The organism is Psychrobacter sp. KH172YL61 (assembly GCF_007182895.1).
GTDB lineage: Bacteria > Pseudomonadota > Gammaproteobacteria > Pseudomonadales > Moraxellaceae > Psychrobacter > Psychrobacter pacificensis.
Genome location: NZ_AP019516.1, coordinates 1,271,118 through 1,294,605, shown reverse-complemented (window position 1 = coordinate 1,294,605; position 23,488 = coordinate 1,271,118). Strand labels below are relative to the sequence as shown.

30 protein-coding genes and 5 pseudogenes are annotated in these 23,488 nt (G+C 40.2%); 24 read left to right on the top strand and 11 right to left on the bottom strand.

Features of this window, described 5'->3' with window-relative positions:
• Positions 1 to 118: 118 nt before the first annotated feature.
• From PKHYL_RS06965 to PKHYL_RS06925, 10 genes and pseudogenes are all read right to left on the bottom strand, one after another.
• On the bottom strand, positions 119 to 598 hold the full coding sequence (locus PKHYL_RS06965; RefSeq protein ID WP_269778293.1) for an alkyl sulfatase C-terminal domain-containing protein: 480 nt from the start codon (positions 596 to 598) through the stop codon (positions 119 to 121).
• The gene (locus PKHYL_RS06960; protein ID WP_269778292.1) at positions 586 to 1,815 is read right to left on the bottom strand and encodes an alkyl/aryl-sulfatase; all 1,230 of its coding nucleotides are present in this window, start codon (positions 1,813 to 1,815) and stop codon (positions 586 to 588) included. Before PKHYL_RS06960 ends, PKHYL_RS06965 begins: the two co-directional genes overlap by 13 nt.
• A gap of 23 nt (positions 1,816 to 1,838) precedes the next feature.
• Positions 1,839 to 2,090: a hypothetical protein gene (locus PKHYL_RS06955; RefSeq protein ID WP_240366334.1), complete on the bottom strand. Its 252-nt coding sequence runs from the start codon at positions 2,088 to 2,090 to the stop codon at positions 1,839 to 1,841.
• A 111-nt stretch (positions 2,091 to 2,201) separates the two neighbouring features.
• Entirely contained in the window at positions 2,202 to 2,321 is a 120-nt protein-coding gene (locus PKHYL_RS06950; RefSeq protein ID WP_240366333.1) for a GMC family oxidoreductase, read from the bottom strand.
• Between the two features lie 243 nt (positions 2,322 to 2,564).
• Complete coding sequence (locus PKHYL_RS06945; RefSeq protein WP_240366332.1) at positions 2,565 to 2,975, bottom strand: hypothetical protein; 411 nt, start codon at positions 2,973 to 2,975, stop codon at positions 2,565 to 2,567.
• The gene (locus tag PKHYL_RS06940) at positions 2,930 to 3,709 is read right to left on the bottom strand and encodes a hypothetical protein (protein WP_240366331.1); all 780 of its coding nucleotides are present in this window, start codon (positions 3,707 to 3,709) and stop codon (positions 2,930 to 2,932) included. Before PKHYL_RS06940 ends, PKHYL_RS06945 begins: the two co-directional genes overlap by 46 nt.
• Complete coding sequence (locus tag PKHYL_RS06935; protein WP_240366330.1) at positions 3,670 to 3,849, bottom strand: NAD(P)-binding protein; 180 nt, start codon at positions 3,847 to 3,849, stop codon at positions 3,670 to 3,672. Before PKHYL_RS06935 ends, PKHYL_RS06940 begins: the two co-directional genes overlap by 40 nt.
• Positions 3,850 to 4,043: 194 nt before the next feature.
• Positions 4,044 to 4,484, bottom strand: coding sequence for an aldehyde dehydrogenase family protein (locus tag PKHYL_RS17390; protein ID WP_269778291.1), 441 nt, complete (start codon positions 4,482 to 4,484; stop codon positions 4,044 to 4,046).
• A 68-nt stretch (positions 4,485 to 4,552) separates the two neighbouring features.
• A pseudogene (locus PKHYL_RS17385) lies at positions 4,553 to 5,118 on the bottom strand (aldehyde dehydrogenase family protein).
• On the bottom strand, positions 5,084 to 5,389 hold the full coding sequence (locus tag PKHYL_RS06925) for a hypothetical protein (RefSeq protein WP_240366329.1): 306 nt from the start codon (positions 5,387 to 5,389) through the stop codon (positions 5,084 to 5,086). The pseudogene PKHYL_RS17385 and the gene PKHYL_RS06925 overlap by 35 nt, the downstream one beginning before the upstream one ends.
• Positions 5,390 to 5,563: 174 nt before the next feature.
• On the opposite strand from PKHYL_RS06925, the gene PKHYL_RS06920 reads away from it, so the two are divergent.
• The 5 genes from PKHYL_RS06920 to PKHYL_RS06900 all read left to right on the top strand — a co-directional run bounded on the left by PKHYL_RS06920 (position 5,564) and on the right by PKHYL_RS06900 (position 8,509).
• Entirely contained in the window at positions 5,564 to 6,055 is a 492-nt protein-coding gene (locus PKHYL_RS06920) for an AraC family transcriptional regulator ligand-binding domain-containing protein (RefSeq protein ID WP_240366328.1), read from the top strand.
• Between the two features lie 144 nt (positions 6,056 to 6,199).
• Positions 6,200 to 6,370: a hypothetical protein gene (locus tag PKHYL_RS06915; RefSeq protein WP_240366327.1), complete on the top strand. Its 171-nt coding sequence runs from the start codon at positions 6,200 to 6,202 to the stop codon at positions 6,368 to 6,370.
• Between the two features lie 55 nt (positions 6,371 to 6,425).
• On the top strand, positions 6,426 to 6,578 hold the full coding sequence (locus PKHYL_RS06910; RefSeq protein WP_240366326.1) for a helix-turn-helix domain-containing protein: 153 nt from the start codon (positions 6,426 to 6,428) through the stop codon (positions 6,576 to 6,578).
• Positions 6,579 to 7,385: 807 nt separating this feature from the next.
• Positions 7,386 to 7,754, top strand: coding sequence for a hypothetical protein (locus tag PKHYL_RS06905; protein ID WP_240366325.1), 369 nt, complete (start codon positions 7,386 to 7,388; stop codon positions 7,752 to 7,754).
• A 329-nt stretch (positions 7,755 to 8,083) separates the two neighbouring features.
• Positions 8,084 to 8,509 carry a hypothetical protein gene (locus PKHYL_RS06900; protein ID WP_240366324.1) on the top strand — a complete coding sequence of 142 codons (426 nt, stop codon included), beginning with the start codon at positions 8,084 to 8,086 and terminating at the stop codon, positions 8,507 to 8,509.
• A gap of 602 nt (positions 8,510 to 9,111) precedes the next feature.
• On the opposite strand, the gene PKHYL_RS06895 is transcribed toward PKHYL_RS06900, so the two are convergent.
• A complete protein-coding gene (locus PKHYL_RS06895; protein WP_240366323.1) occupies positions 9,112 to 9,519 on the bottom strand; it encodes a hypothetical protein in 408 nt (135 codons plus the stop codon).
• A 425-nt stretch (positions 9,520 to 9,944) separates the two neighbouring features.
• Between PKHYL_RS06895 and PKHYL_RS18690 the strand changes: the two genes are divergently transcribed.
• From PKHYL_RS18690 to PKHYL_RS06790, 19 genes and pseudogenes are all read left to right on the top strand, one after another.
• Positions 9,945 to 10,106: a hypothetical protein gene (locus PKHYL_RS18690; RefSeq protein ID WP_442966132.1), complete on the top strand. Its 162-nt coding sequence runs from the start codon at positions 9,945 to 9,947 to the stop codon at positions 10,104 to 10,106.
• A gap of 53 nt (positions 10,107 to 10,159) precedes the next feature.
• Positions 10,160 to 11,199, top strand: a pseudogene (locus PKHYL_RS18685) (DNA methyltransferase).
• Positions 11,196 to 12,177: pseudogene (locus tag PKHYL_RS18680) on the top strand (type IIL restriction-modification enzyme MmeI). Before PKHYL_RS18685 ends, PKHYL_RS18680 begins: the two co-directional pseudogenes overlap by 4 nt.
• Positions 12,090 to 12,473 (top strand): type IIL restriction-modification enzyme MmeI, encoded by a 384-nt coding sequence (locus PKHYL_RS18075; protein ID WP_332835966.1) that lies wholly within the window; start codon positions 12,090 to 12,092, stop codon positions 12,471 to 12,473. Before PKHYL_RS18680 ends, PKHYL_RS18075 begins: the two are co-directional and overlap by 88 nt.
• 180 nt (positions 12,474 to 12,653) lie before the next feature.
• Positions 12,654 to 13,133: a hypothetical protein gene (locus PKHYL_RS06865; RefSeq protein WP_240366317.1), complete on the top strand. Its 480-nt coding sequence runs from the start codon at positions 12,654 to 12,656 to the stop codon at positions 13,131 to 13,133.
• Between the two features lie 83 nt (positions 13,134 to 13,216).
• Positions 13,217 to 13,453 carry a hypothetical protein gene (locus PKHYL_RS06860; RefSeq protein ID WP_240366316.1) on the top strand — a complete coding sequence of 79 codons (237 nt, stop codon included), beginning with the start codon at positions 13,217 to 13,219 and terminating at the stop codon, positions 13,451 to 13,453.
• Positions 13,450 to 15,270, top strand: coding sequence for a DEAD/DEAH box helicase (locus tag PKHYL_RS06855; RefSeq protein ID WP_240366315.1), 1,821 nt, complete (start codon positions 13,450 to 13,452; stop codon positions 15,268 to 15,270). Before PKHYL_RS06860 ends, PKHYL_RS06855 begins: the two co-directional genes overlap by 4 nt.
• Complete coding sequence (locus PKHYL_RS06850) at positions 15,204 to 15,932, top strand: hypothetical protein (protein WP_240366314.1); 729 nt, start codon at positions 15,204 to 15,206, stop codon at positions 15,930 to 15,932. The genes PKHYL_RS06855 and PKHYL_RS06850 overlap by 67 nt, the downstream gene beginning before the upstream one ends.
• Positions 15,933 to 16,150: 218 nt before the next feature.
• A complete protein-coding gene (locus PKHYL_RS06845; RefSeq protein ID WP_240366313.1) occupies positions 16,151 to 16,693 on the top strand; it encodes a GIY-YIG nuclease family protein in 543 nt (180 codons plus the stop codon).
• A gap of 439 nt (positions 16,694 to 17,132) precedes the next feature.
• Positions 17,133 to 18,526: pseudogene (locus PKHYL_RS06835) on the top strand (DUF3375 domain-containing protein).
• Positions 18,527 to 18,591: 65 nt separating this feature from the next.
• Positions 18,592 to 19,218, top strand: a complete 627-nt coding sequence (locus PKHYL_RS06830) for a DUF4194 domain-containing protein (protein WP_240366310.1) — start codon at positions 18,592 to 18,594, stop codon at positions 19,216 to 19,218.
• A 24-nt stretch (positions 19,219 to 19,242) separates the two neighbouring features.
• The gene (locus tag PKHYL_RS06825) at positions 19,243 to 19,479 is read left to right on the top strand and encodes a DUF4194 domain-containing protein (protein WP_240366309.1); all 237 of its coding nucleotides are present in this window, start codon (positions 19,243 to 19,245) and stop codon (positions 19,477 to 19,479) included.
• Positions 19,480 to 19,575: 96 nt separating this feature from the next.
• On the top strand, positions 19,576 to 19,965 hold the full coding sequence (locus tag PKHYL_RS06820) for an ATP-binding protein (protein ID WP_240366308.1): 390 nt from the start codon (positions 19,576 to 19,578) through the stop codon (positions 19,963 to 19,965).
• 186 nt (positions 19,966 to 20,151) lie between these two features.
• On the top strand, positions 20,152 to 20,988 hold the full coding sequence (locus tag PKHYL_RS06815) for a hypothetical protein (protein ID WP_240366307.1): 837 nt from the start codon (positions 20,152 to 20,154) through the stop codon (positions 20,986 to 20,988).
• 20 nt (positions 20,989 to 21,008) lie between these two features.
• Positions 21,009 to 21,356, top strand: a complete 348-nt coding sequence (locus tag PKHYL_RS06810) for a hypothetical protein (RefSeq protein ID WP_240366306.1) — start codon at positions 21,009 to 21,011, stop codon at positions 21,354 to 21,356.
• A gap of 36 nt (positions 21,357 to 21,392) precedes the next feature.
• Positions 21,393 to 21,839, top strand: a complete 447-nt coding sequence (locus PKHYL_RS06805; protein WP_240366305.1) for a hypothetical protein — start codon at positions 21,393 to 21,395, stop codon at positions 21,837 to 21,839.
• Positions 21,779 to 22,156, top strand: coding sequence for a hypothetical protein (locus PKHYL_RS06800; protein WP_240366304.1), 378 nt, complete (start codon positions 21,779 to 21,781; stop codon positions 22,154 to 22,156). Before PKHYL_RS06805 ends, PKHYL_RS06800 begins: the two co-directional genes overlap by 61 nt.
• A 386-nt stretch (positions 22,157 to 22,542) precedes the next feature.
• Positions 22,543 to 22,962 (top strand): SbcC/MukB-like Walker B domain-containing protein, encoded by a 420-nt coding sequence (locus PKHYL_RS06795; protein WP_240366303.1) that lies wholly within the window; start codon positions 22,543 to 22,545, stop codon positions 22,960 to 22,962.
• A gap of 127 nt (positions 22,963 to 23,089) precedes the next feature.
• Positions 23,090 to 23,455: pseudogene (locus tag PKHYL_RS06790) on the top strand (DUF3322 domain-containing protein); the annotation flags it as partial.
• Positions 23,456 to 23,488 lie beyond the last annotated feature (33 nt).

Below are 23,488 nucleotides of genomic sequence, written 5' to 3'. Positions count from 1 at the left end.
AGCAGTTTAAAAACAGCTATGAACATACCCATGAAAAGCTGATAAATATCACTTTACGAAAACCATTACTATGAACTATCTAAATTTTATTAGTGAACTTAAGTTATTTTTCACCTTATTAAGGTGTTGCCAGATTAAACCCATACTCAAAGTCATCTAGCATAGAGAAAAACTGCTGAACCAATTTTAAATCACCTTGGTGCTGTACTTTCCCCTGTGCCACTAACGTCTCAAAAGAGGCTGTTTTTATTAACAATTTATTAAAATCTTCACGATTTAAAGTGAGAGTCAAATCAGCATCAGGTGCTTGAGTATTAGCCATCACATTTAAATGTGAATTCTTTAATTCTAAGGCGATCTTTTCATTGCGATCTGGCAGTACAAAGTTGATTTTAAACGCTTGGTCTAGCGCACGCTCAGCATTTAAGCGCACACCCATGTAGTCAAATACCAACTCTGTATCCATCGCTATTACGAGGTCTGGACCAACTTGAGTCGTTTTGACCTCTTTAGGCACACCATGACGTAATTCATAAGCTGCCGATAGATAAGCATTTCGCCATCCTGCACTTTCAGCCTGATAGCCTAGTTGTTCCAAAGTGTCTGCTTGTAAGGGATTTTTGCTTTTATGTTGTCAGGCTCTGCAAATACTAAATGATTCATCAGTTCTGCAACCCAGCGATACTCACCACGGTCAAAAGCCACTTTCGCTTTTCTTAATAACGCTTCACCACCACCCGCCAAAGCCACATAGTTCTTACCTGCCTCTTCTGGACTGAGTTTGTTTAGGGTAGCTGGATTACCGTCGTAATAACCTATATATTTATTGACTACACCTCGCACATTATGACTGACTGAACCGTGATAACCGCGGTTATACCACTCTTGGTCCAAAGCTTTAGGCATCTTAAATTCGTTATGAATTTCGTTAATTGTTACCCCACTATTTGCTAAATGTAGGCTCTGATCATGCAAATAACCATACATGTCACGTTGCTTTTCCATGTACTTCACAATATTTTCTTTACCCCAACGCGGCCAATGATGGGAAGCCATTAACACATCCGCCTTCACCCCAAATTTTTGTAATGCAACGTTGATGCTTTTACTCCACATAGAGGCATCCCGAGCTGCTGCGCCACGTATGGTGTACAAGTTATGCATACCTGCGACGGTGTTTTCTGCCATCCATAAGGTTTTAAACTGAGGGAACCATGTATTCATCTCTGATGGGGACTCTGTATTTGGTGTATTTTGGAACACCATTTCTACACCATCAATATTTAAAGTTTCTTGATCTTTTTCTACGATATAAGTTGGCGCAATCAAACCCACCAAACCAGTAGGCACTCCTTTACCTAAAGCTGCATCCACCACGCCATATTGATTTTTAGGTATCATGATGCCGTATTGATATGAGCCACGCCGCGCCATAGCATTGCCTGCAAGTACACTTTCCTTAACGACATGCTCCATAAAATCACGTGGTGCAATGACTTGCACCTCGCCTTTATCTACCTGATTTTTGCTGATAATGCCTTCCACTCCACCAAAATGATCCACATGAGCATGACTATAAACGACGGCTTTAATTGGCCGATCTCCTAAATGCTTGGTCACCAAAGCATGTGCGGCTTTTGCTGTTTCTGGAACGGTTAGTGGGTCAAAAACAATCCAACCTGTATCACCTTGAATGTATGTAATATTGGTCAGGTCAAAACCACGAACTTGATAAATTCGATCGGTTACCTTGAAGAGACCATAGTTCATATTGAGCTTGGCTTGACGTTGTAGACTTGGATTGATTGAAGCCATGAACTTACCTTGATCCAAAAAAATCAAATTGCGCTAGATCCCAGACAACCTCTCCTTTTGCGTTTTTTTATTTGCTTCGACTCAGGCTTTGCAATTAGTCCTTTAGCAGCAAATTCAAAATCCTGTTTGTCATTAAATGGCAATTGTGATAATACGGCATAGTTTTGCTGCATAGTAAATTTACTTGCAGGTTTACTACTCAAACTATCGTCTGCTTGTGCAGCCCCTATTATTAATGTGCCCGAAATTGCGGCTACTAAAATTTTCTTAATCATTATACGAACTCCTTTTCTTTTACTCGGTTTAAGTCACTTGCTAAATCTCCTATCCCTTTGATATGAGAGGTTTGTCCTACAAGCGGTTCACTGAATTGAATACGTTTAACCTTAGAAGCTTTTTTCTTCCGAAAACACAGGAATCTGACTCATGGCAAACTCTGAGAGGGCGGTAATGGTCAAAGATGGGTTAACTCCTAGGTTTCCTGGAATGATCGATCCATCGAGCACTCGCAAATTTTTATAACCGAAAACCTCCCTGAAAAATCTACGACACCATTGGAAGCGTCGGTTCCCATTGAAACCCCACTCATGATGTGCGCTGTCGTTGGTGTTCCTAGTAGGACTTCACTCAATGACGATCCTGGTTCCCCGCCTAGTTTTTCAGCATATAATCGAGTTGCTTTTTCAGCTGATGGAAAAGAGACTGTCAACGGGGTGTCATTGGCTTTTTGTACAGCAGTAATGCCATTTTTAAAAAAAGCGATACCATTTGCGTCGCCACTCTAAATGAATAAAAGCCTCAGATTTTTGCATCACCAAAAACAAAATAGAACTACGAGCTTTGCCTTTTGGACGCAGCATTCTGCCAGTCTTTAACGGATGAATTAAACTATTAATCAAGAACTTCACAATCCTTATAAACCTAGGTCCTGTGACCATCGGCACGTAAGGCACATATAGCCAAGTACCATCTGAGCCTTCTCGGAATCGATTGACTTCCATATTGGTATTTTCATCGACAGATATAAATGAGCTAATAGCGACTCCATCGTCCACTTTTTCACGGGTGTCATTGGCAGTGGTTAAGGTTTCAGAGTTAGTGCGAATCTCCTGTCCTAATTCGGATGAGATGTTTGGCAGCGTTTTATATTTATCCCGCATTTTGAGTAACAACGGCACTGTGCCCATGACGCCGCCAGATACCACAACCCCTCGGCTACGTAATTTATACTGGCGCACTTTTTACCAAGCGTTTCTTTCACAATAAGCTCATAGCCATCACTACCATCGTAATTTAACGGAATGATTTTGACGACTTCAGAACTAGGGCGTATCTCAACGCCATTACGCTCGGCAAAATACAAATAATTCTTCATTAAGGTATTTTTAGAGTTATATCGACAGCCAATAATGCAGTTGCCACAATACTGACAGGTTCGACGATCTGGACCGTCGCCATTGAAATAAGGGTCTTTTACAATCTTGCCTCTCTCACCGTCTGGTAGCGGGAAGAATACTCCAGTGTTGACCGTTTTGTAGCTGTCACCGTACCCCATCTCTTGGCCGACTTGTTGTAAGGTATCATCAGCGATGTTGGTATAGGTATTTTTGGCAGTGCCAAGCATCCGCTGTGCTAAGCCATAATATGGTAACAGCGTCTCTTTCCAATCGCTACGCAGCCGCGTCCAAGCCTTAGACTTAAAGACTTCATCATCAGGGATAAGATGTACATTGGCATATATCTGCGATCCACCGCCAACGCCTACACCATGCACGACAGTGACTTTGTTGGTAAAACTCATCTGCAAGGTACCTTGCATACCTAATTCAGGTACCCATAGGTAGTTTTTGGTATCTAAGTTGGTTTTGGGAAAATCCTGATCTTCTCGGCGCAATCCTTTTCAAGGACTAACACGCTATTACCTTTTTCACTTAGGCGTAATGCACTGACAGAACCGCCGAACCCTGAACCAATAATGATTTGATCAAAATCAAAATGTGGCTCTGACTGTGGTTTAACATCCTTATTTAACATGCTATTAACTCCTTTAATAGTTTGCGTTTTGTCACTTAGTTGATACAGATAGTTTTTCGATAATTTAAAGATTGAAGTGTAGGATTGTATTTGAGTATGGCTCTCTACACTAAGATTTGGCATGGGTCAAAAACTTCAGAACTCGATCGGCAAGGTTACCGTAGGGCGGTGCCAAAAACTTTAAGCTTGAAAAGCTAGCTTGATAAAATACAGGTCGCATCTTTGAGAAGTTTAAAAAATCCTTCGTAACCGTGATAATGGCCCATACCGCTAGCGCCAACTCCGCCAAACGGCAAGTCATGTTGACCGACATGAAATAAAGCATCATTTACCGATACGCCGCCAGACATCACGTTATTGATATAAAAGTTAACTAGAGCTTTATCTTGGCTAAACGGATAAAAGGCTAACGGACGATCGCGCTGAGCGATGTAAGTGACGACCTCTTCAGGCTGAAGATAAGTCTTAACCATCAGAATCGGACCAAAGGTCTCTCTAGTATCAATTTCCATCTCATCAGTACTATCAAAAATCAAAGTCAGTGGAAATTTACGCGCTGAGCTATCTGCTTGTTGATTATTTAAGTTGATGACTGTAGCGCCCTTATTTTCTGCTTCCTCCACACAGTGGCACAAACGCTGAAAGGCGCGATCATCAATAATTGAGGTATAGTCTTTATGATGAATATCAGGGACATGCTTTCCTACCCACTCACTAGCCGCTTGGATAAAGTGATCTTTTGTGACTTATGTACAAATAAATAATCGATAGTGGTACAGATTTGCCCAGCATTGAATTGTTTGACGAACATGAGGCGCTCAACTGCTTTTGTCAAAGGATAATTGGGATCAATGACCGCAGGTGATTTACCGCCTAGCTCTAAAGTGACTGCTGTTAAATTCTCTGCCGCCGCTGCCATAACCTTTTGCCTGTAGCGCCAGAACCGGTAAATATAAGATGATCAAAAGGTAGCTTAGAGAAAGCAACACCTACCCCGCCCGTTTCGTCAAAAATCTGTAGTTTTTCAGGTTCGAAATACTGCGGAATCAGTTGAATCAATAAAGCAGCTAAGTGACGCGAGTTCTCCGATAGTTTGACCATTGCTTTATTGCCAGCAGCAAAAACGGCTGAAAGCTGAGAAAATAGTAAATTAATAGGAAAATTCCATGGCACTATTAAGCCAACAACGCCTAAAGGTTGCGGGATCAGGCGATTTTTGCACCAAAGTACATGCTCAAGTCCACTTTGCGCTTTTGTACCTTGGTCCATTTTTTAAATGTTTAATACTGCTATTAATGTCATCTGTTGCCGTAATAATTTCAGCTAGCAAAGTCTCATGTCTTGAACGATTACCATAGTCCTGATTGACGGCTTCAATTAATGCTTCACGGTGATCATTAATAATTGCCTTTAAACTTAATAAATGCGCTTTTCTGACTGCAATGCTTTCGATACCTTCTATAGTTGCACAGTTCTTTTGCTGTTGTAGGCAATCGTGTAATTGACTTTCTAGGTCAATAGAATCGAAGTTGGCTTTCATAAAAACTTCCTTTTACAGCCGGTATGAGGTTGATTCAATGAGGTTTTAATGGATAAGTTGAATCTTTATTCATTTACTGTAGCAAAACCTACTTATCACTTCTTGACATTTTAGGACAAAAATTGATTATATAGGACATTAAATTAACTACTTGGAGACAAAATAGAGGGTGATATGGGTAGCTACATCAGAGCGGCAGGTCTAAACGGTTTTGAAGAATTGGTTCGCAGCTATGGAAAAGACCCTACAAATATCTTTGATAGGATAGGCTTAATACCTTCTGTGATACGCGAACCAAATTCTCTGATTGATCATGATAAATATATTAATTTATTAGAGCTGGCAGCGATTGTCTGTAACGAGGAATGTTTTGGTTTAAAGCTTGGCGCCAAGCAGAGTATCCAGACGATAGGGTTGATTGGCGTCTACATGTCTAAACAAACTGACATAGCCAAAGCATTACTTGTGGCACAAAAATATATTTATAGTCATGCTGAAAGTTTTGTTTTCCAGATCAATGAGGTCTCTGATAAATTATGCGAGCTTGATGTAGTGCGTCAAAATACACAGAACATAGATAGAGCACAGAAATCACAGCTATCTATATGCTTAATTTATAATATTTTAAAAGATTTAATTGGTCCAAAATGGCGTCCAGAAAAGTAAGATTAAAACAAAATCCATCACCTCAATCAAAAAGTTATTAACCCAAGTATTAGGATGCCCGGTCGAGTTCAATACCAAAAGAATGCGATATATTTTTCTACTGTTTATTTAAGCTACAAACCGCACTACTTTGAAGATAATTTGGTGAATCAACTGATTGTGCAACAGCTAGAAAATGAAAACAGTACCTGTACTCATGATGATATATTTTTGATAGAAAGCTCTATGAAGATGCTACTAGCTACTGCTGATTGTAGTATGGCAAATGTTGCGTTATGCGTAGGACAGCATCCCAAAAAGTCCAACGTCAACTGAAAAACGAAGGGACTACTTACAGAGACTTATTAGAGGAAGTGCGAAAAAGGAAGCAGTGCGAATTATTAATACTGGCGACGTCAGCCTAACGGACGTGGCTTTTCAGCTGGGTTATGCTGAGCTGTCTGTTTTTAGCCGACAATTCAAAAGCTGGTTTGGTATTACGCCAACAGAATGGAAGGACAGCTCCAAGGTATTAGTAACATAGTTAATTATGGTTTAACTACCCATATGCGCTCCTAACTTAGTTGACCACTAGAGTTATGCCTGTTTTAATACATTAGCGATTTGGTTTTCGCTAAAACATGTCTTTTCATAGGTGAATCATACTGCTAGCTTAGCAGTTAATCTCTATTTCTAGCTTCTATTATTTATATAGTGCATAGGGCTGGACTATGAAACTTAATTTTCTTATGTGACGCTATTAATGTCGAATTTTGATATAAGACGTTTTAGGTCTCAATCCCTGCCAAACACATAAAGAGACTCTAGCATACGAATGTACATACAAATCATCCTTAATAGGATTGACAAGTTTTTGCCTAACCTTAATTTTATTATTTTTCGTCATTTTTATAAAAATAGTGAATATAATTTATGTTATCCAGTAATAACGTAGGTGTTAAACGCTTTAGCGTTGTGGTGCTTAAAATTGGAGAATAGCTACTAGTTTTAGATATTTCAGATTATTTTAAACACAAAAAACTTCTTAAAGCCACAATTGATATGGCTTTAAGAGGTCATTATTTTTAGAATTTTACTAGATGATGAGCTCAAAGATGGGGTCTTGGGGTTTGGGTTTTTACTTTATTATTTTTGTTCTTAACCTCTTAAGCTCTGAAACCGACTAATAGCCTTAACTACTAAAAACGGGGATATGCATTAGGAATTCAAATTCGATTGGCAACCGTTCATCGGTTAGAAAAATAATCAGTATTTCAGACGCTATAATCAACTCATCAGCAAGGCTATCATTTACTTTGTCTGAAATTAAAAACCATAAAAGGATATAGTCATGAAGCTCAAAAAAACACTGATGGTTACTCCATTGTTATTACTTTCTATTAATGCTATTGCCGGCATGGGTGATATTAATGGTAACACCAAATGCACCATCGTTGACTCTATTAGTAAGAAGAAGGTTATTGCAAAGTCTTGTACTTACGATGGTGCAGTAGGAGGGAGCATGAGTTATGCCATTAGCCAACTAAATTTTAAACTGCCTAATGGTAGTACTTATCGTACCGTCAATAATGCTACGTTTGATTTTGATAAAAATGGAAACGTCCAAAATTTAAAAAAAAGTATCTCAGTCAATGGTAAAGCAGCTGAAATAATAAATTTACATCATAAGACATTTAAAAAATTTCTGATAAAGAAATAGAAAGTCGCTATGAAAAGAAAAGTCCTAATTTTTCTGATGTTTTACAATGTTTCAAGTACATCAAAAAGACACTGCTTTCTGCGTACCTTATGAATTTATTAGCAGCATCTCCTAATAATTATTCGGCTATAATGCGTTCTTTACTCTCTACTTTAACTACCTATATTTATCTACTGGAGCACTTATGAAATCCGTATCTATAACTTCTTTGGCCTTATTAACGACTGCATCTTTACTATCTACTATTACTCTAGCTGCTCCTAACTCTTCTAAAAGTGTCAGCAGCTATAAAAGTAATGATATGGTCCATGTATTTGGTTGGATGGAAGATGCTTGTTCTGGTGAAAAACCGCCTTATAAAAAAGATTGCTGCTAAAGACACAGCATTTATAGAGAGTATTAGAGGTCAAAAGGCCTCTGGAGACTTTGTAAAGCCGAAGGCGAAATGGTTATCAGAATATCGAAATATGATAAAAGATGTAAAAATGAAGAAAGGTGAACCATACACTGAATATCGGGTTATTTTTAACAAAGGCGTTACCTATCGCGGTCAGCCTCTAGAGGAGTATAAATTCAGTTTTATACCTGAGTCATCAGGTGGTGAAAATGTTTTAAAGTTTGCACCGACTGCGACTATACCTACCATTATGCCGAACTTTCAAACTCGAACCATGGAATACTGGGGTGAGATGGAAAAAGAGGGGCTACTTACAACCCTAAAAATAAAACCGTCACCTGTGAGTTTTGGTAAATAGATTTTTGAGTAGTGACTTCTGCTGTCAAATCCGTAGACATTAGCTTGAGAGATTATAATTTTAAAAATTTTGATCTGATGTTTATTTTTATTAAAGTATAGTTTTAAAACTAACATCGATAGCGAAGAATGGTTCAATGCTAGAGTGTAGTCGATACACTCTAAAAATGTCATAGCGCTACTGGGATGAATTTTGCGCAGCCTCTAGGAACGCAGCACGCAAGTAAAATTTATACCAGTAGCGCGTTTAAATCCATAACAGTTTTACATTCAGCTAACTATAGATCAAATATTAATTTAAACTATACCTTAGCAGATGGCACGTACCCCAAAACCATGGTGTTCAAAATATTAATAACATCTCCATATACCATTAATTTATTTACTCTGATAAGTCTAAAAACCCCTACATACTATTACTTGTATAGCATAGAAGGCTGAGGTATGAAATCCACTTTTCTCAGGTGATGTTGTTAATATTGGGGTTTGCTTTGATACAGATCGACTGTACCTTTCTCACCCTCAGAATGATTCATTTCCATTTCAGGATATAGTCGTCTAGTCAGCTCATAAATCTCATCCTCTGCCTTCATCCCTCGCTTATCAGGGGTTTGGATAAGCCGCAGCAGTAAGTATCAATCGGGGTAGCTCTAAGTGATGAGAAAACATCCTTGCAAGCTCTTTTCTTAAAAAATCAAGCCAAAACGACACCGTCTGTGCAGGCGTGTGTGGATCTGGCGTACTATAAGTAAATAAATCTGCGTTAAGACAGTAGTCCATGCGAAAAGCAACCGCCATACGATCATGCAACCACTGCAAAGTTCTATGATCAAAACTATTCAGCTCATCTCGCAAGTCACTAAGTTCTGTACGGACATCAACCACCCTTTCGGCATGGCGATGCTTATCGATAGCAAAGTCAATGATGATTCGTAATGCTTCTCCGTAGCTGTCATGCTGGATCATTCCTATACGAATAGAATCTCCTTGAAACTCAGTACCCACTATCATCGTTAATCCCTGTTGATAAACTTGTAGCGTATTAAATTAATAAGCAATAAAACACTATATCCACCCTATTTTTCAGAACACTTAAGCCTTCAAATACGATAAGATAGCGCTATAATTGCACATTAGCCTGCTAATTTATACCCGTAATTCATCGAAAGAGACCTCCATGGCATTTAACCAAACCCAGTTTTTGAAGATTTAGACAAATTAACCACCAAAGTCATTGATAAGAATAAAAAAGACGACTTTATCTTTGATTTTCTAAAGCTACTCGATGTCTCGAAAACCACGATAACGGCACTTAAAAGAACGATAGCCGTTTTAACGTTGCCGCCAACCCTGAAGCTGGTGAGGTTGCTAATAAGCATCGCATCTACTTCAAGCCTGTCGCTGAAGGCCAAGACCTTGCTAAAACCCTAAGTGAGGTGATAAGCAGTCCAATCATTAATCAGCACAAAATCCGTATGGTAATGGTGACAGACTTCAATACAGTACTGATTAACGACACTAAGTATGATGAGACGCTTGACTGCGATTTTGCTGATCTTTATAAGAACTACCACTTTTATTGCCACTTGCCGGCCTAGAGCGTGCGCGTGAGTACTCAGAGCACCCAGCCGATGTGCAGGCGTCAGAGAAAATGGGGCGTTTGTTTGATCATATTCGTAAGCTCAACGAGTTTAATACTGCTGATGACTTACATGCGCTTAATATATTTTTGACGAGACTACTGTTCTGCTTTTATGCCGAAGATACGGGTATCTTTAAGCCAGATCAGTTCCATGATGTGATCGATGGCACTACCAATATAGACGGTAGCGATGTCGATAGCGTCTTATATGAGCTGTTTGACATTCTCAACTTACCTGAGTCTAGCACCGAGCGCGATGCCAAGCCCACTCACCTAAGTGCATTCCCCTATGTGAACGGTAGCTTATTTGAATATCCCTTTGCCATCCCGGAGTTTGATGCACGCACCCGCCGTATCTTGTTAGAGTGCGCACGTTTGAGCTGGGCCGAGATTAACCCCGATATTTTTGGCTCCATGTTTCAAGCGGTGATTGACCCTGAGCAGCGTGGCAGCTTAGGACAGCATTACACCAGCGTCAGCAATATCATGAAGGTCATACAGCCATTATTCTTAGATGAGCTACATGAAGAGCTAGATACAGTCATAGCATTGAGTCATGACAATCGCCATAAGAATAATAAAGCCGAACGTTTAGATGCCCTACTTAAGCGTATCAGCCAAATCAAAATATTTGACCCAGCGTGCGGGTCAGGCAACTTTTGATCATTGCTTATAAGGAACTGCGTAAACTAGAAATCGATATATTAAAGGCACAACGCGATTTACTAGGCTCTAATGACAATCTATTAGGTCTAGGCTTTGATAGTGTGGTGAGCTTGGATAATTTATACGGTATCGAGTATGACGACTTTGCCAGTCAAATTGCGCGTTTGTCACTCTGGCTTGCTGAGCATCAAATGAATGTGCTGTGCAAGCAGGAGTTCGGTGTATCCCAGCCAATGCTGCCGCTGAAAGACAGTGGGCATATTGTGTATGGCAATAGCTTACGGTTGGACTGGAATGAGGTCTGTCCAAATAACGGCAGTGATGAGATTTATATTATTGGCAACCCACCATTTAAAGGGAATGTAAAAGACCTGAAAGTATGAATCAAGATATGGCTATTGTCTTCAAAGGTTTTAAGAAGTATAAAACCTTAGATTATGTCACCTCTTGGTTTTGGCGTGGTGCTGACTATATTAAAAATAGTTCTGCTAAACTTGCATTCGTTGCTACAAATTCAGTAGTGCAAGGTGAACAGGTAGCAATGCTCTTTCCATATATATTCGACCTAGGTATTACAATTAAGTTTGCTTACCAAACATTCATTTGGAAAAATAATGCGAAAGATAATGCAAATGTTCATGTAGTTATCATAGGACTCTCAACAAACAATAATGAAAGTAAAGATATTTACATAAATATTAAGGGTAATACTAGTAGAAAAACAGTTAAAAACATCACTCCTTATTTGTTTGAGGGAGGCAATATAGCGATTTCTAGACGTAGTAAGCCACTATGCTCTGTTCCTCCAATTTCTAAAGGCAATATGCCTTATGACGATGGAAATTTATTATTAAATAGTGAAGAAAAAATGAGTTGATTCTCAAAAGTCCTGAAGCAAGTCAATGGTTAAGAAAAGTCGTTGGTTCTGATGAGTATCTAAATGGTAAAGATAGATGGTGTTTATGGTTAAAGGATATAGATCAAAATGAAATAAACTCTATTTCTTTGATAAAAGAAAGAGTAGAAAAAGTACGGGAATACCGTTTAGATTGTGATGATGAAAGCGCGAATAAACTAGCAGAAAAGCCTCACCTGTTTAGAGAAACAAAAATCCAAATCAAGCTATTCTAATACCTAGTGTAAGTTCAGAGCGTAGAAGATACGTACCTATAGGCTTTATAGATGAGCAAACAATAGCTACAAATTTAGTTCAGATTATAACTAATAGCTCTTTATATGATTTTGGGATATTAACTTCGATTATTCATAACGACTGGATGCGCCTAGTTGCTGGCCGCCTAAAAGCGACTATAGATACTCAGGTACCATCGTCTACAACACCTTCCCATTTCCTGATGTAACTGATGAGCAGAAACAGCACATTAAAAATCTCGCGGAAGAAATCCTACTTGCCCGCGCCAGCAATGCTGGCATGACTCTAGCAGAGCTATACGATCCCGATAAGATGCCTGATGATTTAAAGCAGGCGCATAGCACGCTCGACGATGCGGTGGACAAGCTGTATCGCCCACAAGGGTTTGCCAATACCGAAGAGCGCTTGGCGCATTTGCTGGCTCGTTATGAGCAGCTTATCGAAGCGGAAAAACAGAGCAAAGCTAAAAGAAAGCCCAAAAGACAGGTAAGTAGCGTCCTTTAGTATTTATGCAAAACAACTTTAAACCCTTTATAAAGAGCGTTTCATTATGGTATCCAAAATCTTATCAAGCGCAGCAATTGCTGCCCTACTCATGTTTTCTGCAGGTCAAGCATCAGCTGCATCGCAAAGTGATCTCATATCGCTAAAAGGCAAAATGGTCAAGATCTTCCTGAAGGCGATATGTTTATATTGTTTGCATGGATGGAGGATGGCTGTATCGGTGATGGGCCCATTTATAGCTCTATCAATGAACATCATAATAAATTCATTGATAGATCGATGAAAATGAAGACGCTTGCAGAACCGAATGCAAATGGTGATATTTATGAATTTTCTATAGCTCCGCGCTCTCAATGGGCCCCTGGTTATAGCCCGCTGATGAAGGATATTAGCATTCATACTAATTATGAATATACCGAATACCATATTAAATTTGCAGATGGTGTCAAATACCGCGAACAACCTATAACAGAGTATCAATATAAGTTTAGACCTGAGTCAGAAGGTGGTGCACATGTCCTGAAGTTTGCCAAGAATGCAGACATGCAAAGCGTGTGGAAGCATTTCAAAACACGTCAGACATCACACTGGATGGACGGTGTCTTTGATCAAAAGGCTGAGTTTGATCGTAATGATAATACGATAACTTGTGTCTATTAACTTCACACTATTGCTATGACAAATGAGCTTTATTGTTACGACGCTACAGCCTTACAAGCATCTCTACCTATAATGAATCGACTATGACTGCCACTGTTAATATCCTAAATCAAAATTACGCCCGCACGGGTCAAAGTAAACAGAACAACGAGCTTGGCATGCGCGAAATGCAGGCGCGTGCATTCGAGAAGCGTAATAGCCAGTATTTGCTGATTAAGTCGCCGCCGGCCTCTGGTAAGTCACGTGCCATGATGTTTTTGGCATTGGATAAACTTATCAACCAAGGTATCAAAAGGTCATTATTGCCGTCCCAGAGATGAGTATCGGTAAATCCTTTAAATCAACGCCGCTGAGCGACTTTGGATTCTTTGCCGATTGGGAGGTGGCAGACCGCTATAACTTATGCTTAAGTCTCGCTCAAAGTGATACACGTAAGACTGCGATATTCTCAGAGTTTATTAGCCAAGATGTAGATGACAGCGCCCTACCCCAAGTATTAGTCTGCACCCATCATAGCTTTCGATATGGTTTTGACAAAGTGATTGAAGATGGCGGCAGTATTGAGCTATTTAACGATGTGCTGATCGGTATTGATGAGTTCCATCACGTGTCAGCGGATGACTCTAATCGCTTGGGTGCCATACTAGATGGCATTATGACACAGACTAGCGCGCATATTGTGGCAATGACGGGTTCATATTTCCGTGGTGACTCAGTGCCCATCTTGTCAGATAGCGACGAAGAGAAGTTCGATAAGGTAACTTACACCTACTACGAACAGCTGAATGGTTATGAATACTTAAAATCATTAGGGCTCGGCTATCACTTTTATAAAAAATCATTTTTTGATGCCTTAGATGAATGCTTGGACACCAGTAAGAAGACCATCATTCACATTCCTAACGTCAACAGTCTCACTGCTGAGACAGACAAGTATGAGACCGTTGGCCGTATCATAGATGTCATTGGTGAAGTTGAGTCTCGCGATGAAGAGACTGGGGTCATCACCGTACGCGCACATGACGGTAAGCAATTGCTACTCGCAGACCTAGTGACTGATGACGCTATGCGGGCGAACACTCAGGCTTATTTAGCTGATATTACCTCTCGCGATCAGATGGATATCATTATTGCTCTTGGCATGGCAAAAGAAGGCTTTGACTGGGAGTATTGCGAACATGTATTGACCATTGGCTATCGAGGCTCGCTGACTGAAGTGGTGCAGATTATTGGCCGCTCAACACGCGATAGCAAGGGCAAACACCATGCTCAATTTACTAACCTAATCGCTGAACCAGAAGCAGATAAGTCTGAGGTGACAAGCTCTGTTAATGACTTATTAAAAGCCATTACTTTATCGCTACTGATGGAGCAAGTGCTCAAACCTAACATCAACTTTAAACGTCGTAGTGAGCTGGATATATTAGGCAAGGTCGACTTGCCGGCAGGTACCATTATCATTGACGATACAGTAAACCCGCCCTCCGATCGAGTCATGAAGATACTCAACCAAGACCGTGATGAGATATTGGCGCAGTTAGCCCAAAATACAGAGAACATAAAAAAGTATATCGCTGCTGAGACCAATAACGTAGAAACAGAAGCCGTATCAGATTCCGTCATCCCTAGTATTATTCGTAGTAAATACCCAGCGCTGGAAACCAATGAGGTACGGCAAGTACAAGAAGGTGTCATGCAGTATATGGCTATTAACCGCCAAGGTGGCGTGGTTGAAGGTAAGGATATTCCTGAGGATGCGGTCATCGAAAATGAGCGTTTTTTTATTAAGCAAGGCACTGAATATGTCGATATCGCCACTCTAAACGCTGAACGGAAAGGTCAGCTCAATGAAAGTGACATTATTAAAGAGCGCCACCTGCCAGCTGACGCAAAAATTTACAACCCTAACACCAAATCAAGCAGCAGTAATGACTCGAACCCTAGCAACGGCTTTGTGAAGGTTGGTAGTAAATTTGTCAACGTGAACAACCTTTCTATCGATCTTGTGCGCTCCGTCAACCCCTTTCATGATGCGTATGAAGTTCTCTCAGGACAGTGGACAAAGAAGTCTTGCAAACCATTAATGACGTTGTGCATGCCAGCCGTTCTACTGTTACTGAGGAAGAAGCGGTTCTGATGTGGCCAAAGATCGTTGCATTTATGAAAAATAGAAATCGTCAACCTAGTAAAAACTCAGAGGACGCTATCGAGCGACGTATGGCTGAGGTTATCACTTATGTCAGAAACCAAAAGCAAAACGAGAAGCCAATAGTCATGATTAAACTCGATGAGATCTATCAAAGTCGTGAGTACAAAACGCTAGACGATATTTTTATCAATGACAGTACTGGCCTACTTGATGATGTTAAGCCTACTACCAAAAGCACAGATACTAATAGTGTTTTAGCGCAGCAGTTTAACGACATAAACAATTTTATTGATAAGCATGGACGCCGTCCCAGTAGCAGTGCCAACGATATTAATGAAAAGATACAAGCTCGCCTGTTAGCGACTATACAAACCAACCACGCAGACTCGCAAGAACTGCTAGCTTTAGATAGACATGGTTTATTAACTGCTCAAAGTACGGCCGCTACCCTATCTGACGACAAACCGACACTCTCAGACAAAAGTATAAGTCATAAGAATAATGAGTCTGAAAAGACAAATAGCGCTGGCACTGAAAAAGCTGAGCCGGTAGTTGAGGCTATTAGCGAGCTTCCTGTTATTAATAGTCTAGATGATATTTTCAACAGTGATGACCTAGGACTTTTGACAATATTCACTCTGAAATCTTAGTCAATGACCATCAGAGCAATACACGTGCCAGCTACGATCAATATAATGACGAAGATATAGCCAGTCGGTTTGAATGTAAGGACTTTTATAAATTTGAAGCAACCTTTGAGCGCATATCTAAAGCCATTCAAACGGGTGCTTTTACTAAAACTAACTTTTCATCAGTGAAAGATATCAATATTGGCAGCGTATTTGTTTTAAACGGCATGCTTTGCTATGTGGCTAATATTTATAAAGCAGAGGCCAGAAAGAATACCCGTAGCCAAGAGAGATTACGCTTAATATTCTCTAATGGTACAGAGTCCAATATGCTCACACATTCATTGGCTACTGCTCAATATAAATACGAAAACAGCTACCAGTTATTAATCACTGATCCTGACTGGATGGACGATGAGCTCGCCAAAAACTTTGGGGACGAGCGACAACTTACCGGTGTCATTTATGTTGCTAAGCTGGCTGAGACCCCAAGTGATTTAGCGCACTATAAACATCTGCACAAAATTGGCTTCTCAACCCTTACAGGAGAAGCGCGTACTAAACACTCGATTAGGGATACCGCTTTCTTGCAACAGCCCGTAGATATCATAGCTGAATGGCAAGTCTATGATGCCAATGCTCGTAGTGTGGAAAGGGTCTTGCATGCCTTCTTCTATGATCAAAGAGTCAAAGTATCTTCAAAAGCAGCAGATAATAATCTTTACAAGGCGACAGAGTGGTTCAATGTTCCCCTTGATGAGATTGAAAAGCCATTAACTTAGTTATCGCCGGGGACATTAAAAACTATCGCATGGATGGTGCGGCTGGCAAGGTGGTTATGAAGTGATGGGCGCTTGCAGCATTAACTTATATCCATATGTTTAAAAGTTATCAGATGTGATTACCTATAATATTACGGGTCTATAAATAGTATTTATAGAAATACTGATTATCAACCACAATATGAAAATACTATGGTGATAATTCATCTAAGCCTGTTTATATAAAGCTAGCACTACAACTTGCTAATCATAATATTTGTCAGGTGGCTTTGTGAAAATCGGGGTTTGATAATAATAAAAATAGACTGACAAGCATATTTGCCATATTAAATAAATTTGGGGTTAATTTCCTCTATCCGATAAGGAGTCTATTGTGAGTTTTCAAGGTCTATCTGCTAAGTATCGGCGCTTATATCAAGAGCATGCAGGATGGCGATTGATGCGAGCAGACAATGCACCGCACATAATGGCGTTTATCTCTGATCTATTCAGTGAACGTAGCGAAGTGCCCTATAACCGAGCTAAATTACTATTAGAGGCGCAAATTGAACACAGTCGTAATCTTGGTATTTGGGAAACCCAAACCAACGCTACTACTTACCTTAATCAATGGATAGCTCAGGGCTGGCTTCGTGAACTTGATGATCTATTGACCAAAACTGATGCAACAGAAATGGTGATACGCTTTTGTCATGGGCTAGAAGAACGTAGTATTGGTGTCAGTGCCTCACACTTGCGTATCGTACAAGAAGCTGTTCGAGATTTTGTGGTCGTTACCAATGAAGATACTGATAGCCGAGTTAAGTTACTTGAAGAAAAAAAGCAGCCATTCAGCGTCAAATAGACGATTTGCAGGCAGGTGTGGTACATACGTTGAGCGACAATGAACAGCGTGAATATATCCGTGAAATATACCAGCTTGCGTCACAACTCACCGGTGATTTTAGGCTATTAGAAGAACAAATACGTAAACTTGATAAAGACGTTCGCATACAGATGATCGACGACGCTACTTCAAGAGGCAATCTGCTAAATGAAGTTATGAAACAAGAAAATGTGTTATCAGAGACCGAAGCTGGCAGTGCTTTTGAAGGTTTTTTTCAACTATTATGTGATTATAACCGTGTCACAGAGTTTCGTGAGCAATTGCAGTATGTCTTACAAACACCAGCAGCAAAGCATTTAAGCTTACATCAACGTCAGTTTTTAGCAGATTTGATAGCAGAACTGAGCCGTGAGAGCGAAAGAGTACTTCGCATTCGCAGACGTACCGAACAAGAATTAAGAGCCTATATTGAAAGTGGCGCAATGAGCGAAAACCGTACCGTAGGCAAACTCATCAACAAGCTTGAGCAGTTGGCGGTAATCTTACGTAATGAAGAGTGCAACTTAAAATCAAACACCTCATTGTCATTGTCTGTGGGTAAGATTGAGTTGTCATCTCCAGACTCAATCAGACTAAAACAACCCGATGAGCAGCTACAAATGGGCCTCACAACACCTCATATTAATAGCCGTGAGCCAAGCGTCAAGATGCTTGCGAGTCTAAACTCAGTTAAAGTGCAAGAAGTGGCCATAAAAGTAAAGTCTATGCTCATGCAAAACAGTCCACAAACCATTTCTCAGCTTATTCATCAACTACCCATTAGTGAAGGGCTTGAAGAATTAGTTGCTTACATTCGTATTGCCCGTGCTGTAAAAGCTACTGAGCTTGCATCAGTGGAGGAAGTTATCATCAATGACCATCAAGGCAATATGTTACGTGCCAGCATACCAACAATGCTACTAACGCCTTCTTTATTCCCTGAAAATATTGAAGACTTATCGCTGTAACCATACCTTCTAATAAGACTAATTATAAAAGACTAATGACAACGGACTGAATATAGAGGATTAGAATGAGTGTATCCAATCATTTTTTTGACATGGTAATTGGTACCAACAGTGACACTGCCGTTAGTAGTAATCACGATAAGGCATCTACATCAACCAATGAGAACGAAACTATTAGTCCTGATAGCGAAAGTGTTAACGATGAGTCTGCGATTAAAAATACTATGCTAGACCCTATGCCTGGCGATGCCAGTCGCGTCTTAGTACATATCATGCGCCATGGGGTTATTTTTCATGCGCAAAAACCTAATTTATATCATTCATTATGCCGATATCAGTCGATGATTCAGCGCCATTTGTCTGAGGTCTACTTAACCTTAGTTTTAGATGAGCGACAAGGTATTGCTTTTATTGCTCGTTCTGATAGTGAGACTGCAGGCAACAGCCAAGATAGCTTTGATTCAGCAAGTACAAGCAACCCTAAAGACCTGTTAGCAGATGAGCTTATAGATAGTAATGATGATGAGCACACTCACTCGCTGATTAGCAAACGCACACTGAGCTTATATGACACCTTGATATTGTTAATGTTGCGAAAATATTATCAAGAGCGCGAAACCAGTGGTGAACAAAAATCATCATCGACATTGAACGCCTGTCATCGCTACTCATCCCTTTTTACCATTAACTGATCATACCAGCCGAGATCTTAAAAATTGAGCGCGCGACTCAAAGAGCTTAGCCGTCGCCATTTATTAAGTAGCATTCGCGGCAATGATGATCGTTACGAGATAACGCCTTTGATTCGTTATGTGGTCAGTGCTGATTTTTTAGAGAGTATGCTGGGTGAATATCTGCGCTTGGCACAAGGTACAACAAATACAGAATTAGAGTCACCTACTTTTGAAAATGACGATTTCGAAGATAAAAATATTCTCAAGATGACTCCTTAAACAATCAATCTACAAACAAAGTAAAACCCGAAAAACTTCCAATAATCAATCTATAGATAATCAGTCCGATTTATTTGGCGAATGAGGATGAATATAATGCAACAATCATCAAATGACGCGACTCTGAACATCACGCCACTTAGCCAAATACGCTTAGCCAAACTGTCTGTATTTAATTGGGGGTCATTCCATGGGTTACATACGGCAAATATCGACGTGGAAGGAACCCTCATCACAGGAGATAATGGCTCAGGAAAGTCCACCTTAATTGATGGATTAATGGCACTGCTCATGCCTGCTGGTAGAGCGACTTTTAATGTCGCAGCAGCACAAAATGACAAAAGTGACCGCTCACTAATCAGCTACATGCGTGGCAGTTTTGGCTCAGCGCACGATGGTATCAACACTAAGGTAAAAAGTAAGCGCGATAAAGGTGTTATTACAGGACTATCTGCTGAATATCTCAGTGACGATGGTCAAAAATGACTTTATTGGCACTATTTTGGACGACTGTCGCTAGTAACTCGTTAAGTGATGTGAAAAGACTGTATGTAGTCGCTCAAAAACAGTTGCCACTGTCAGAGGTCTTAGATCAGTTTGCTCAAGGCAATGTCCGTAAATTAAAACAATGGTTAAGCATGCAGCCAGAAGTAACTTGCTGTGATGATAATTTTGGCGACTATCAAGAGCTGTACCGACGCATGCTCTATATGGACAACCCAAACGCGCCGGCCCTTCTCGCGAGCGCTGGGTCTAAAAAAGATTGATGACTTAACTGAGCTGATTCGTACGCTGGTACTTGAGCCAAGTGGCGTTCGTGATGACGCCAAAGAGATTGTGAAAGAATTCGGTGACTTGGTTGCCATTCATACTCGCCTGCAAGATGCCAAAGAGCAAGTTACCCACCTTGAACGCTTACCAAAGCTTGCTGATGATATCGTAAAAACACAATTAGTTATTAATGACACTTCTAAGCAAAAACAAGCGCTGCCGATCTATTTTGCTCAGTGCTACGCCAAACTATATCAGCAAAAGCAACAGCAGTTGTCACAACAGCTAGAGCAATTAGAGCGCGATCTTGCGCAAATCGAACAACAAGAGCGTGATGCTACTGAAACAGTAAACCGCTGCCGTGATGAATATATGAACCTCGGCGGCAATCGCATTGATAGCCTAAAAAAAGACATCCAAGCTACTAAAGATACCCTTAACCGCACCAATGCGAACGCCTCTCGTTACCAAATACTATGCCGTAACCTAAGTATTAAAACCACTTTAGATGAGCAGACTTTTCACAGCAATATTACTCAAGCCAATAATATTCAAGAGCATCTCGCTGAGCAAGAAGCAGACCGTGAACGTGAATTTGGTGACTGCGCCATTGCTTTAAATGAAACTGAGGAACACCATCGAGAGCTATCAAATGAGATTGAAGCACTTAAAAGCCAACCTAACTCAAATATTCCACCGAAGTTTAACCAACTAAAAGACGCAATTTCCGTAGTTTAGGCATTGATCCTAATACACTCATGTATATCGGTGAATTGGTCGATATAGAAGAAGATGAACAAGATTGGCAAGGCGCTATCGAGCGAGCACTTGGAGGATTAAAAACCACATTACTTGTACCAAAAGAGTATTACTCGCTTGTTACTAAATGGCTTAATAGCCAGCACACAGGATTACATGTCCGTGTACAAGTAGTATTGGATAATCAACAAGCTAAGAGCCATACTGCATTTAAAGCTGACGGTTTTTTATGTAAGCTAAAATGGCGTACTCACTCTTATCGTGACTGGCTCAAAACATTTTTATCTCGTTATGATTTGCTGTGTGTGGCTAACACCGAACAGCTCGACCGCACTGCTTTTCAATGACTCGGCAAGGATTAATTCATAAAGAAAAAGGCCGCTTTGATAAAAAAAGACTTGCAGAGTATTAATGATAGGCGTCATTGGCAACTGGGCTTTAGCAACAAAAACAAGCTCGCATTGCTGCAAGTAGAAATAGAGCAGCTCAAAACAAAGCTGCAAGAAGATAGTAAACACTGGAAAGATGCACGCGCAGCCATGCGTAGTGTCAGTGAGCAAATATCCTCATGGAAGAAGTTAGAGGAATTTGAATGGTCACAAATCAATGTACCGTATTGGCAACAAAGACTGGAGCATGAGGAACATGAGCTAAGCGCTATTGAAAACGCCCAAGGCGATTTAAAACAAGCTAAAGTACGCTTTGATAATGCTGAAGAAGCTTTATCTAAAGTCGCTCAAGATAAAAAAAGAGAAGGTGCGTCAAAACGGTGCAAAAGAGCAAGAGTTATCATCTGTGCAAAAGGGAGCTTGATAGATCTAAGAGATTAGCTGAAGTAGAGTTAGATGAGCAGGTAAAACAGCAGCTAAAGGCGTTGGTTGGTAATATCGAGCTTGACAATTCTAGCTATCAAACGCAAATAACCAAACAGCTTGAAGAAAAAATAAACGAAAACCAAAGTAGGCTCAACAAATATACTCATACAGCTATCGGCATTATGAGTAGCTATAAATCAAAACCACAATGGCAGGCTTATACGGTTGAATGGGAAACAGGGCTGAATGGTATGGATGACTATATCGCCCATTTGAACCAATTAAGCAATGAGGGATTACCTGAGTTACTGGATGAATTTAAAAACGCTTAAACAAACATGCCACTCAATCGCTGGCACGTCTAAGTAATCACTTATCTATGGTGCATGACGATATTCGTCGGCGTATTGGACATATCAATGAGGTATTAAAGAAAACTGAGTTTAGGCAAGACTCTCATCTTAAGCTCAGTTTAAAACGTGAAAACTTCTTGCATGTACAAACCTTTAACCAAAAAACTCAATCAGGCCCTCTCTGCGGTGAACGACGATAACCATACAAGAAGGTTTTACCTACTTAAAGAGGTCATCGACATATTGGATAAAGCTACTAGCTCCACTTCGAGTACTACCCTTGAAAGTTTACGTTTATTAGACCCTCGCTATCAGCTGGCATTTTTGCTGAAGAAATTGATAACGATACACAAGAGGTCTTGGACGTGCTCAGCTCATCAAGTGGCAAATCGGGCGGCGAAAAAGAATCTTTTGCGGGTATGATTGTTGCAGCAAGCCTCGCTTATGTGTTAACGCCCGATGGCTGTGATATGCCAATATATAGTACTGTGTTTCTGGACGAAGCTTTTTCAAATACTGCCGAACAAGTTAGTCGCCGCGTACTAAAAGTATTCAAAAAGCTAAACATTCATGTCAACTTAATCACCCCATTTAAGAACCTAAATTTGGCACGTGAATCTGCCAGAAGCTTACTGATTGCTGAGCGTAACCAAGAACATCATGAAAGCCGATTATGCGAAGTTACTTGGAAAGAAGTGGATAACATCCTGGCAAAGAATAAGCTTGAACAGTTCTCCCAAGACAACCAAGAAATTGCAGAATTAGGTATTGAGCTTCATGACTAAAGAGATGATAACTACAGAAACACCAAATTAGGTTTGATGCCTGCAGCAGTCATCACACAACTAAAAAAAGCGAGAGTGGGACAATCTACCACGCCTTAAAGCCCGTTTAAAAAATGAAAGAGCCTTCCCTATTGTCATAAGCCTAAAGCCTCCCAAAACAGGTAATGAATTACTCAACCATACACTGCATTTCCACGAATTTGTGCAAGCGTGGCGTAATTTTGCTTTCGCTGATATGGTGCAATGGCAGCATAATAGCTTTCGACATTTTTCTGAACAGACCCTTCCTATCACTTTAACTATTCCTAATATTCAAGCACTGTCTGAAATATTAGGCGCATCGGCACGCCAGCAGCTTAAAGACTGGCAAAAAAAACTAAGCTACCTTCATACCGAAATCGCTAAAGGCATGACAATGTCATCTGCTAACAGTACAAATAAGATTGCAGATAGCTGGCACGAGAATTTATTTTTGCTCTCATTGATATGTTAGAAGTTGTTGATAACTTGAGTGCTGATGATCTAA

Bases quoted from the DNA above. Each gene is read 5' to 3' on its own strand.
- PKHYL_RS06945 (WP_240366332.1), bottom strand. From the start codon at position 2,975: ATGCGGGATAAATATAAAACGCTGCCAAACATCTCATCCGAATTAGGA.
- PKHYL_RS06830 (WP_240366310.1), top strand. From the start codon at position 18,592: ATGAGTGTATCCAATCATTTTTTTGACATGGTAATTGGTACCAACAGT.
- PKHYL_RS06955 (WP_240366334.1), bottom strand. From the start codon at position 2,090: ATGATTAAGAAAATTTTAGTAGCCGCAATTTCGGGCACATTAATAATA.
- PKHYL_RS06920 (WP_240366328.1), top strand. From the start codon at position 5,564: ATGGGTAGCTACATCAGAGCGGCAGGTCTAAACGGTTTTGAAGAATTG.
- PKHYL_RS06960 (WP_269778292.1), bottom strand. From the start codon at position 1,815: ATGGCTTCAATCAATCCAAGTCTACAACGTCAAGCCAAGCTCAATATG.
- PKHYL_RS06865 (WP_240366317.1), top strand. From the start codon at position 12,654: ATGTTTATATTGTTTGCATGGATGGAGGATGGCTGTATCGGTGATGGG.
- PKHYL_RS06925 (WP_240366329.1), bottom strand. From the start codon at position 5,389: ATGAAAGCCAACTTCGATTCTATTGACCTAGAAAGTCAATTACACGAT.
- PKHYL_RS06860 (WP_240366316.1), top strand. From the start codon at position 13,217: ATGACTGCCACTGTTAATATCCTAAATCAAAATTACGCCCGCACGGGT.
- PKHYL_RS06895 (WP_240366323.1), bottom strand. From the start codon at position 9,519: ATGATAGTGGGTACTGAGTTTCAAGGAGATTCTATTCGTATAGGAATG.
- PKHYL_RS06820 (WP_240366308.1), top strand. From the start codon at position 19,576: ATGCAACAATCATCAAATGACGCGACTCTGAACATCACGCCACTTAGC.
- PKHYL_RS06935 (WP_240366330.1), bottom strand. From the start codon at position 3,849: ATGTTAAATAAGGATGTTAAACCACAGTCAGAGCCACATTTTGATTTT.
- PKHYL_RS06810 (WP_240366306.1), top strand. From the start codon at position 21,009: ATGTATATCGGTGAATTGGTCGATATAGAAGAAGATGAACAAGATTGG.
- PKHYL_RS06900 (WP_240366324.1), top strand. From the start codon at position 8,084: ATGCTTGTTCTGGTGAAAAACCGCCTTATAAAAAAGATTGCTGCTAAA.
- PKHYL_RS06855 (WP_240366315.1), top strand. From the start codon at position 13,450: ATGAGTATCGGTAAATCCTTTAAATCAACGCCGCTGAGCGACTTTGGA.
- PKHYL_RS06905 (WP_240366325.1), top strand. From the start codon at position 7,386: ATGAAGCTCAAAAAAACACTGATGGTTACTCCATTGTTATTACTTTCT.